This is a genomic window from Streptomyces sp. NPDC054847, assembly GCF_053610925.1.
The window spans coordinates 1-10,209 of sequence record NZ_JBSGZJ010000258.1 but is presented as its reverse complement, the minus strand read 5'-3'; the positions used below and the strand labels follow the sequence as shown (position 1 = coordinate 10,209).

General features: G+C 71.9%; 12 protein-coding genes. 8 read left to right on the top strand and 4 right to left on the bottom strand.

The features are described from left to right. Positions 1-36 precede the first annotated feature (36 nt). Positions 37-378, bottom strand: coding sequence for an SsgA family sporulation/cell division regulator (locus tag ACWGH4_RS23005; protein ID WP_453463886.1), 342 nt, complete (start codon positions 376-378; stop codon positions 37-39). Positions 379-553: 175 nt separating this feature from the next. Here ACWGH4_RS23005 and ACWGH4_RS23000 point away from each other — a divergent pair, with 175 nt between their 5' ends. The 7 genes from ACWGH4_RS23000 (at position 554) to ACWGH4_RS22970 (ending at position 6,182) form a co-directional block, all read left to right on the top strand. Next, complete coding sequence (locus ACWGH4_RS23000) at positions 554-1,633, top strand: energy-coupling factor ABC transporter permease (RefSeq protein WP_453463883.1); 1,080 nt, start codon at positions 554-556, stop codon at positions 1,631-1,633. A gap of 1 nt (position 1,634) precedes the next feature. Continuing rightward, positions 1,635-2,396: a cobalt ECF transporter T component CbiQ gene (cbiQ, locus tag ACWGH4_RS22995; RefSeq protein WP_453463880.1), complete on the top strand. Its 762-nt coding sequence runs from the start codon at positions 1,635-1,637 to the stop codon at positions 2,394-2,396. Continuing rightward, positions 2,393-3,154, top strand: coding sequence for an ATP-binding cassette domain-containing protein (locus tag ACWGH4_RS22990; RefSeq protein ID WP_441264994.1), 762 nt, complete (start codon positions 2,393-2,395; stop codon positions 3,152-3,154). The genes cbiQ and ACWGH4_RS22990 overlap by 4 nt, the downstream gene beginning before the upstream one ends. A gap of 2 nt (positions 3,155-3,156) precedes the next feature. Beyond that, on the top strand, positions 3,157-3,624 hold the full coding sequence (locus ACWGH4_RS22985; RefSeq protein ID WP_453463889.1) for a MarR family winged helix-turn-helix transcriptional regulator: 468 nt from the start codon (positions 3,157-3,159) through the stop codon (positions 3,622-3,624). Between the two features lie 69 nt (positions 3,625-3,693). After that, positions 3,694-4,143 carry an organic hydroperoxide resistance protein gene (locus tag ACWGH4_RS22980; protein WP_453463877.1) on the top strand — a complete coding sequence of 150 codons (450 nt, stop codon included), beginning with the start codon at positions 3,694-3,696 and terminating at the stop codon, positions 4,141-4,143. Between the two features lie 69 nt (positions 4,144-4,212). Beyond that, positions 4,213-5,403, top strand: a complete 1,191-nt coding sequence (locus ACWGH4_RS22975) for a serine hydrolase domain-containing protein (protein ID WP_453463874.1) — start codon at positions 4,213-4,215, stop codon at positions 5,401-5,403. After that, the gene (locus ACWGH4_RS22970; RefSeq protein WP_453463871.1) at positions 5,400-6,182 is read left to right on the top strand and encodes an SDR family NAD(P)-dependent oxidoreductase; all 783 of its coding nucleotides are present in this window, start codon (positions 5,400-5,402) and stop codon (positions 6,180-6,182) included. The genes ACWGH4_RS22975 and ACWGH4_RS22970 overlap by 4 nt, the downstream gene beginning before the upstream one ends. Positions 6,183-6,280: 98 nt before the next feature. On the opposite strand, the gene ACWGH4_RS22965 is transcribed toward ACWGH4_RS22970, so the two are convergent. From ACWGH4_RS22965 to ACWGH4_RS22955, 3 genes are read right to left on the bottom strand one after another with little or no spacing between them, the layout of a single operon-like run. Continuing rightward, positions 6,281-7,150 (bottom strand): EamA family transporter, encoded by an 870-nt coding sequence (locus ACWGH4_RS22965; RefSeq protein ID WP_453463868.1) that lies wholly within the window; start codon positions 7,148-7,150, stop codon positions 6,281-6,283. Then, positions 7,147-7,641: a YbaK/EbsC family protein gene (locus ACWGH4_RS22960; protein WP_159691123.1), complete on the bottom strand. Its 495-nt coding sequence runs from the start codon at positions 7,639-7,641 to the stop codon at positions 7,147-7,149. The genes ACWGH4_RS22965 and ACWGH4_RS22960 overlap by 4 nt, the downstream gene beginning before the upstream one ends. Positions 7,642-7,696: 55 nt before the next feature. Then, a complete protein-coding gene (locus ACWGH4_RS22955; protein ID WP_453463864.1) occupies positions 7,697-9,340 on the bottom strand; it encodes a penicillin-binding transpeptidase domain-containing protein in 1,644 nt (547 codons plus the stop codon). 280 nt (positions 9,341-9,620) lie between these two features. Between ACWGH4_RS22955 and ACWGH4_RS22950 the strand changes: the two genes are divergently transcribed. Next, positions 9,621-10,130: an allene oxide cyclase barrel-like domain-containing protein gene (locus ACWGH4_RS22950; protein WP_441264987.1), complete on the top strand. Its 510-nt coding sequence runs from the start codon at positions 9,621-9,623 to the stop codon at positions 10,128-10,130. The last annotated feature ends 79 nt before the right edge of the window (positions 10,131-10,209 follow it).

Below are 10,209 nucleotides of genomic sequence, written 5' to 3'. Positions count from 1 at the left end.
CACCTCTTTAGCTGTGTGTCCGCGGGGCACCGGGCCTCAGAGCGCCGGAGCGGCCACCGCGTAGGTGTGGCGGAGGAACCGGATCAGCGTCTGCGAGTCGAACTGGACCACCGCGACACCGTCCGGGGTGTGGAACTCGATGATCGCCTGGACGCGTCCGCAGGGCCAGATGCCGATGTCCCCGTCCCGGGTGGGCGCCCGCAGCCCCGACTCGAGGAGTTCACGCGGGAACGTCCACTCCTTGCCGCTCGGGAACGCGAAACTGACGGTGGCGGGATCCTCGGCGGGGTCGTAGCTGAGGAAGACGCGCACTGGTCGGTGCTGAGGAGCGTCGGTGACGATCCGGCCTCTTGCCTGCTCTTTGACGGCGTGCGACATCGGCAAGCTCCTCACACTCGCGTCCACTTTGTCTCTAATGTCCCATATTTCGGCTGGGATGCTCCGTCGTCCTCCGTGGAACCATGTTCATTTGTGATCCATGCGCTCTTGCAAGTCATTTGCAGCAGGGCATTATCATTGAGCACTTCTTCATCTGTCCGAAGCGGAGCTCCCCATGCATGTCCCCGACGGATTCATCAACGCGCCCGTCTCGGTGGCCGCCGGAGTCGCCGCCGCCGGCGCGGTCGCCGTCAGCCTCCGCGGCGCCCGCCGCGAGCTGGGCGGATCCCCCACGGAGCTTCCCGGCGCCGACCGCACGGCGCCGCTCGCCGGGCTCGTCGCCGCGTTCGTCTTCGCCGTTCAGATGCTCAACTTCCCCGTCGCGGCGGGCACCAGCGGCCATCTGCTCGGCGGGGCGCTCGCGGCCATCCTCGTCGGGCCGTTCACCGGCGTGCTGTGCATAGCCGTCGTCCTGCTGATGCAGGGCATCCTCTTCGCCGACGGCGGACTCACCGCGCTCGGCGTCAACATCACCGTCATGGGCGTCGTCACCGTCCTCGTCGCGTACGGACTCTTCCGCGGCCTGGTCAGGATCCTGCCGCGCACCCGCCGCTCCGTGACCGCCGCGTCCTTCGTCGCAGCGCTGGTGTCCGTCCCGGCCGCCGCCGCGGCGTTCACCCTCCTCTACGCGGTCGGCGGCCTGACCGAGGTCCCGATCGGCTCCGTCCTCACCGCGATGGTCGGCGTCCACGTCCTGATCGGCATCGGCGAGGCCGTGATCACCATGCTGACCGTGGGCGCGGTCATCGCCGTACGGCCCGACCTGGTGTACGGCGCCCGTGGTCTGTCGGCACCGCTGAAGCTCCGCGTCGGCGGCGAGCTCGTCGACGCCCCGGCGGCGGCCCGGCCGGCGCCCGCCGCCGCCCGCTCGCCGCGCCGGCTGTGGCTCGGCGGCCTGGTGACCAGTCTCGTCCTCGCCGGCTTCGTCTCCTTCTACGCCTCCGCCGACCCCGACGGTCTGGAGAAGGTCGCCGCCGACAAGGGCATCGACCGTACCGCCGAGGAGCACGCCGTCGCCGACTCGCCGCTCGCCGACTACGGCGTCAAGGACGTCTCCGACGCCCGGCTCTCCGGCGGTCTCGCCGGCGTGATCGGGGTCGGCGCGACAGCGGCCCTCGGCAGCGGCGTCTTCTATGTGGTGCGCCGCCGCCGCAGCGAGGCCACCGAACCGGCATCCGTCCAGGGATCGGTCTGACATGGGTGCGGGCCACGCCCACAAGCTCTACCGGCACGGCCACTCGCCGGTGCATGTGCTCCCGGCGCACTGCAAGCTGCTCGCCGTCCTCGGTTTCGTACTCGTCGTGGTCTCCACCCCGCGCGAGGCGGTCTGGGCCTTCGGGCTGTACGCGGTGCTGCTCGGCACAGTCGCGGCGGTGGCCCGGATCCCCATCGGCTTCCTGCTGCGGCGGCTGCTGATCGAGATCCCGTTCGTGGCCTTCGCCCTGCTGATGCCGTTCGTGGTGCCCGGTGAACAGACCGAGGTGCTGGGGATCTCCCTCTCCGTCCCCGGCCTGTGGGGCGCGTGGAACATCCTCGCCAAGGGCACGCTGGGCGTCGCCGCCTCCGTGATCCTCGCCTCGACGACCGAACTGCGCTCCCTGCTCCTCGGACTTCAGCGGCTGCGGCTGCCGTCGCTGCTGGTCCAGATCGCCTCCTTCATGATCCGCTACGGCGACGTCATCGCCGACGAGATGCGCCGGATGTCGATCGCCCGCCGCTCACGCGGCTTCGAGGCGCGCGGTGTACGCCACTGGGGTGTGCTGGCCAAGTCCGCCGGCGCCCTGTTCATCCGCTCCTACGAGCGCGGTGAACGGGTGCACCTGGCGATGGTCAGCCGGGGCTACACCGGCACGATGCCGGTCCTCGACGACGTGCGGGCGACCGGCGCCCAGTGGTCGTACGCCGCCGCACTGCCCGTGACCGCACTCGCGGTCTGTCTGCTGGGATGGACGCTATGAACGTGACGCCGCCGCCCTCTCTCGACGTGCGCGGACTCGCGTACGCCTATCCAGACGGCCACCAGGCGCTGTTCGGTGTCGACCTGACGGTCGGGCGCGGCGAGCGGGTCGCCCTCCTCGGCCCCAACGGCGCGGGCAAGACCACGCTCGTCCTCCACCTCAACGGCATCCTGGCGGGCGGGGTCGGCACGGTGTCCGTCGCCGGGCTGCCGGTCGGGCGCGAGAACCTCGCGGAGATCCGCCGCCGCGTCGGCATCGTCTTCCAGGACCCGGACGACCAGCTGTTCATGCCGTCCGTCCGGGAAGACGTGGCGTTCGGCCCGGCGTCGGCCGGGATGCGTGGCCCCGAGCTGGAGGCCCGGGTCATGGCCGCGCTCGAGCGGGTCGGCATGGCCGAGTTCGCCGACCGCCCGCCGCACCATCTGTCGTTCGGGCAGCGCCGCCGGGTCGCGGTCGCGACCGTGCTCGCCATGGAGCCGGAGATCCTGGTGCTCGACGAGCCCTCGTCCAACCTCGACCCGGCCTCGCGCCGCGAACTGGCAGACATCCTGCGCGCGTTGGACGTCACCGTGCTGATGGTGACGCATGATCTGCCGTACGCGCTGGAGCTGTGCCCGCGCTCGGTGATCCTCAGCGACGGGGTCGTCGTCGCGGACGGAAGCACGCAGGAGCTGCTGGGCGACGACGATCTGATGCGCGCGCACCGGCTGGAGCTGCCCTTCGGCTTCGATCCGAGGTCCGTGACAATAGGCGCGTGAACATGGGGCGTGGATACGAGGACCGGAGCGGGGCGGCGTCGCTGCTGCTCGACGACCAGCTGTGCTTCGCGCTGTACGCGGCGCAGCGGGCGGTCACGGCCGCCTACCGGCCGCTGCTCGCCGAACTCGGCCTGACCTACCCGCAGTACCTCACGATGCTGGTGCTGTGGGAGCGCGGCGAGATCCCGGTCAAGGAGCTGGGGGCAGCGCTGCGGCTCGACTACGGCACCGTCTCGCCGCTGCTGAAGCGGCTGGAGACGGCGGGTCTGGTGCGCCGGGAGCGCTCCGCCGCCGATGAGCGCTCGGTGCGACTGGTGCTCACGGAGGAGGGTGAGGCGATGCGTGAAAGGGCGGAGGCGGTGCCTGCCCAACTGCTTGTGAGCACGGGCCTGGAGGGGTCGGAGATCGCGCGGCTCCGCGCCGATCTGCACCGGCTCGCGGACGCGGCGACGAAGGCTACCCCCGAGTAGGGCCGCGGCTGACGGCTCGGATACATTGTGCGCGATGTAATCGCACCGGTGCACACTCGGGGACGCAGCATGAGCGAACAGGTCGACACGGTCGACACCCGCCCCACCAAGATCATGTACGTGGCCGAGGCCACCGCCCACGGCGGCCGCGACGGCTATGTGACGAGCCACGACGGGCAGATCGAACTCCGCGTCGCCATGCCGCCCGCCCTCGGTGGCGACGGCCGCGGCACCAATCCGGAACAGCTTTTCGCCGCCGGCTACAGCGCCTGCTTCCACAACGCCCTGGTGCTCGTCGGACGCCGCGCGGGCCTCGACCTCACCGGCTCGACCGTCGCCGCCAAGGTCGGCATCGGGCCCAACAGCGCACGCGGATACGGGCTCGCCGTCGCGCTCAACGTTTCGCTGCCGCTCGTGGACCAGGACCTCGCGGCGCGGCTCGTAGCCGCTGCCCATCAGGTCTGCCCGTACTCCAACGCCACCCGCGACAACATCGACGTCTCCATCGTCCTCAGCTGACCCGCCGGGGGAGGCCGCGGGAACCGACCCGCGGTCACAGTGGTCCGGACCACGTTGCACCATGGGGGGATGGATCGCAGCGAAGGAGCAGACGTGGTGGACGTCCGGGGCACGGTGGCGGACGGCTACGAGGCGGTCGCGGACGCCTTCGCGCGCAACTTCGAACAGCGCGGCGAACGCGGGGCGGCCGTCGCCGTCTACCGCGACGGGCGCAAGGTCGTCGACCTGTGGGCAGGCACCCGGGACGTGGACGGGCACGAGCCGTGGGCGCTCGACACCGCACAGGTCGTCCGCTCCGCCACCAAGGGCGTCGCCGCGGCCGTCGTCCTGCTGCTCCACCAGCGCGGCCAGATCGACCTTGACGCGCCGGTCGGCACCTATTGGCCGGACTTCAAGGCGGCCGGCAAGGAACGCGTCCTCGTACGCCACCTCCTCGCGCACCGCGCGGGGCTGCCGGTGCTGGACCGTCCGCTCACCCCCGCGCAGGCGGCGGACGGCATCTGCGGACCGGCCGCTGTCGCCGCGCAGGCGCCCGTCTGGGAGCCGGGCACCGACCACGGCTACCACGCACAGACCTACAGCTGGCTGCTGGGCGAACTGGTGCGCCGGGTCACCGGACGCGGCATCGGCCGCTGGGTCGCGGAGGAGATAGCCCGCCCCCTCGGCCTCGACCTGTGGATAGGACTGCCCGGCGAAGAGGCCCACCGGGTCGGCCGGCTCGGCCCCGTCGCGGAACCCCCGGCCGCCGAGGGCGGCGGCCTCCGGCTGCGCCCCAAGCGCTCCGTGGCGGAGGCGTACCGCGACCCCGCTTCCCTGACCCGCCGCGCCTTCGGAGCCATCGACCCTTTCCCTGACGAGAACGACCCCGTCTACCGCACCGCCGAACTCCCCGCGTCCAACGGCATATCCACCGCCCGCGCGCTCGCCCGTTTCTACGCGGCGACCATCGGCGACGTCGACGGCGGCCGCCGGCTCTTCGCGCCCGCCACGCTCACGCTGGCCCGCACCGAGGAGTCCGCCGGACCCGACCGGGTCCTGGTGGTGCCCACCCGCTTCGGGCTCGGCTTCATGCTGCACGGCCCCGCGTCGCCGCTGCTGGGACCTGGGTCCTTCGGCCACCCGGGCCGCGGCGGTTCACTCGGCTTCGCCGACCCCGAATCGGGCATCGCCCTCGGCTACACGACCAACGGCATGCGCAAGGGCGTTACCGCCGACCCCCGTGCCCAGGCCCTCATCAGGGCGGTACGTTCGGCCCTATGACACGTTTCGAGGGCTACGGGGCACTGATCACCGGGGGCGCGCGGGGCATCGGCGCGGCGACGGCACGCAGGCTGGCGTCCGAGGGCGCGCGGGTCCTGATCGCCGACATCGACGCGGAGGCCGCGGAGCGGACCGCGGCCGGGATCGAGGGTGCGGCCTTCGTCCGCTGCGACGTCGCCGACCGGGCGTCGGCGGAGGCGGCCGTGGCCCGCGCGGTGGAGAACTTCGGTTCCCTGGACGTGCTGGTCAACAACGCGTTCTCGGCCTCCCGGCACTTCGGGCCGCTCGAGGAGCTGTCGGACGACGGCTGGGAACAGGACCTGGACGTCACGCTCACCGGCGCGCTGCGGTGCGCACGGGCCGCGTGGCCGCACCTGGCCGCTCATGGACGCGGCGCGATCGTCAACATCGGCTCCGTCAACGCCGAACAGGACTTCGGCGGCCACGCCTACAGCGCGGCCAAGGCCGGCCTGGCGTCGCTGACCCGCACCCTGGCGGGTGAGGGCGCCGCACGCGGCATCCGGGTCAACCAGGTCAACCCCGGTACGATCCGCACCCGTTCGTGGGCGGGCCGGGAGAAGAGCCTCGAGGTCCTGAGCGGTGTCTACCCGCTCGGCCGGGTCGGCGAGCCCGAGGACATCGCCGCCGCGGTCGCCTTCCTCGCCTCACGGGACGCTGCGTGGGTCACGGGCACGACGCTGCCGGTCGACGGCGGGCTGCTGGCCGTCAACACCGGATTCCGGCAGATGGTGGTGGACGAGCGCGCGGCGGACCGCTAGCAGCCGCCCCTCGCGGAGCACAGGCCGGGGCGCCGGCCGTCGGAAACGCCGTCGGGCGAGCGCCGGACGTCGGCTGCGCCCGGCCGTCGCAGAGGGCGTCAGCCGGACGTCAGCATCAGGCCGATGCCCGCCACCATCAGTACCGCCGCCGCGATCCGCGGGCCACCGAAGCGTTCCTTGAAGAACAGCGCGCCGATCGCCGCTCCCGCGATGATCGACGACTCGCGCAGCGCCGCGACGGGCGCGAGCGGCGCACGCGTCTGGGCCCAGAGCACCAGTCCGTACGCGGTGACCGCCATGGCCGCGCCCAGCAGCCCGCGCCCCGCGTACGGCCGCAATTGCGGCCACAGCGCGGCCCGGCGGACGTATATCGCGTAGAGGACCAGCGGTATGCCTTCCAGGATCATCAGCCAGGCGATGTAGCCGGCCGCCGTACCGGCCTCCCGCACGCCCATCCCGTCGATCACGGTGTACGCGGAGATCGACAGGCCCGTCGCGAGCGCCGCCGTCACCGCCGGCCAGTGCGGCCGCGCGGCCTCCCCCGCCCGGCGGCCCAGCGGCAGGACGCCCCACACCGCCAGGCCGACGAGCCCGGCCGAGGCGACCACCACGCCCGCCAACTGCCCGCCGCTGACGCGCTCGTCGACGAACAGGGCGGCAGCGGCGGTCACCACCAGCGGGGCCGTGCCGCGGGCGATCGGATACACCTGGCCGAAGTCCCCGAGGCTGAACGACCGCAGCAGCAGCGCGTGGTAGCCGACGTGCAGTGCCGCCGACGCGATCAGATACGGCCAGGCGCCGGCGGCCGGGACCGGCACGAACGGCGCCATCAGCCCACCGATGACCGACGCGCCCCCGACGATCAGGGTGAAGACGACCAGCCGGTCCTTGATCCGGTGCGCGAGCGCGTTCCAGCCGGCGTGGGTCAACGCCGCGGCGAGGACCGCCCCGGTGACCAGAGGGGTCACGCGGTGCGCTCGCGGACATCCACCAGAGTGCCGCCCGCGTGCGCGATCAGGGACTTCGGGTCGAGCGGGAAGACCGTGTGCGGGGTTCCCGCCGCCGCCCACACCACGTCGTGGTCGAGCAGCCCGCGGTCGGCCAGCACCCGGGTGCGGGTGCGGTGGCCGAACGGCGGGACGCCGCCGATCGCGTAGCCCGTCGTCTCCCGTACCAGGTCGGCGTCGGCGCGCTTCACGGACTCGGCGCCGAGCTCCTGCCGTACCCGCTCCACGTCCACCCGCGACGAGCCGTCCATCAGCACGAGTACCGGCGCCCCGTCCGCGGTGAAGATCAGCGACTTGACGATCTCGCTGACGTCGCAGCCGATGGCCTCCGCGGCCTGAGCGGCGGTACGGGTCGCGTCCGGGAAGCGGCGCACCGGGACGTCGAGACCGAGCTCGCGCAGGGCCTCGGCGAAACGGGGGTGGGCGCCGGTGGTGTCGTCGTGAGTGCTCATGGCCCGCACGCTAGCGGTAGCTGTACGGGCCATGCGAACGTTTTCGTCCGGTGGTTCAGCGTGCGTTCAGCACCCGGGCGACGGTGCTGCCCGCCGAGTCGCCGCCGTGTCCGCCGGCCTGGACGACCGCCGCGGCGGCCAGGTCGTCGGCGTAGCCGGTGAACCAGCTGTTGGAGTCGCCCTGGCCGTCGACCTCCGCCGAGCCCGTCTTCGCGCCCTTGTCGCCGCCGACGGACGCCATGGCCGCCGTCGCCGTGCCGGAGCCCACGGTGGCCGCGCGCATCATCTGCCGCAGGGACGCCGCCATCGAGGCCGGCAGCCGCTGCGCGGTCGCCAGTTCACGGTCGTCCAGGCTCTGCGGGACGATGACCGGCTGCTTGAAGCCGCCGTTCTTCACGGTCGCGGCGAGGGAGGCGACATTGAGGGCGTTCATCTGAATCTGGCCCTGCCCGATGTACGAGGCGGCGGTCTCCGAGCCCGTCGACTCCGGGACCTTTCCGTCGACGGTGACGACGCCGGACTTCCAGTTGAGGCCGATGCCGAAGTACTTGGCGGCGGTCTCGCCGAGCGCCGTGCCCGCGGCGGCGCCCAGCGGCTTCACCGGCTTGATGAAAGTGGTGTTGCAGGAGCGGGCGAAGGCCTGCTGGAACGTCGCCCCGGGGATCGAGAAGTCCTTGAGGTTGTGGAACTCCCGCTCCCAGGTGACCGTCGACGGGCACTCGACCGGCGAGTTCGGCCCGTTCACCAGGCCCTTGTCCAGCATCATCGCGGCCGTCACGATCTTCATCGTCGAACCGGGCGCCTGCGCTCCCTGGAACGCCGTGTTGAAGCCCTCCGCGGGGGTGTTGGCCACCGCTTTGATCTCGCCCGTGCTGGGCTGGACAGCGACCACGGACGCCTTGGCGTAGTCCGCCACTGCCTTCTCTGCCGCCGCCTGCACCCCGGCGTCCAGCGTGGTGCGCAGGGTGCCGGACTTTCCCTCGGTCAGCGTCAGCAGGCTGCGGTCGGGCACGTTCGCGTCGGCGGAGGTGATCGCCAGCTCGATGCCCGGCGTGCCGCCGACCTTGTCCCCGTACTCCTTGCGCAGCGCGTCGAGGACCGGACCGAGCGAGGGGAACTTCTCCTCGCTGAGCTCGACACCGTTGTCGTCGAGCGCCTTGATCGGCGGGGCCGACGCCTCCGCCGTCAACAGCGAGGCGCCCGCGGTGAGTTCGGGATGGACGACGGACGGCTGCCAGTCGACCAGCGCCTTGCCCGTGGTGAGCCCGCGCACCACGGTCAGCTTCGAGGCGTACGACCAGGGCTTGCTCTTCCCCTCGTACGTCACCGTCGCCTCCACGGTGAACGGCACCGTCGCGCCCGCCGCCGGGCCGGCCTTGATGACGGCCTTCGAGACGTGTGCCTGCTCCGTGAAGCCCGTGAGCAGCGGCTCGGCCTCGCCCTGGTTGTTGGTCAGCTGGGCCGCCTCGGAGCCCTTGCCGGCGGCCCAGGCCGCGAGGAACTCCGTCGCGGTCTCCTCGATCTCGTCCGCGCTCGGCGGGCCGCTCCGTTTCTCGCCCGACGCTGCCTTGGTGCTCGCGCCACCGCCCCCGCCCGAGCCGGTGAGCCCGTTGTACAGGTTGTAGCCGCCGTAGCCCACGCCACCGGCGATCACCACGAACGCGCCGGCGATGATGCCGACCTTGGCTCCACTGCGCATGACCGCAGCCCCCTCCCCAGAGTGCACACCTTGAACATGTTCAGAACATGAGTCGTTCGCACTCTACGTGACGGGAGTGACACAGGGGGCGGTAGTTATGGGAACGCGACGCGAGCGCGATGTGAGGTACCGGGCGGGCGGTCGCTCGTCCTGGGTCGGTCCTTGGTCCGACTGGTCGGATCTTCCGGTGGGTCGGGCCGGGATGTTCCGGGCGGCGGCAGAGCCGAGGTTATGAATGCGCCACCGGATCATCCATGATCATCGACCTCAGGAGCCACACGTGCGCCCCATCAGAGCAGCCTGTCTCGGCACGGCCACCGCGCTGGTCACCCTCCTCGCCTGCGTCCCTGTCGCGGCCGCCTCCGCGACGGACACTGACTCCGCCCACGCCGAGGGCAAGGACCGGGTCATCACACTCATCGGCCGGCTCGCGGAGCAGTCGCGCTTCCCCGTCAACCCGGGCGGCGCCCCCGCCCAGGGCGATCGGACCGTCGTCCGCTCGATCCTCTTCGACCAGGCCGGCAATGAGGTCGGCGAGACCGCCGGCACCTGCACCACCACCCGGGTCGAGAACGGCGGAGCGGAGGTGTGCATCGTCACTTACACCCTCCCGGGCGGCCAGCTCTCTGTGCAGGGGATGGTCTTCGGCCATCTCGTCCCGGGCCCTCCCCCTTCGTTCGACAACGGGATCACCGGCGGCACCGGTAAATACGACCGGGCTCGTGGCTCGGTCCACGCCGACACGATCGCTCCGGGCACGAGGCGCTTCACGATCGACCTCAAGCACTGACCGACCCCGCCTCCGTGAGGGTGGCCAGTGGCCGCCGGTGGCAGCAGGGCAGGAACACGAAGAGGGCGCGGCCTCGGGC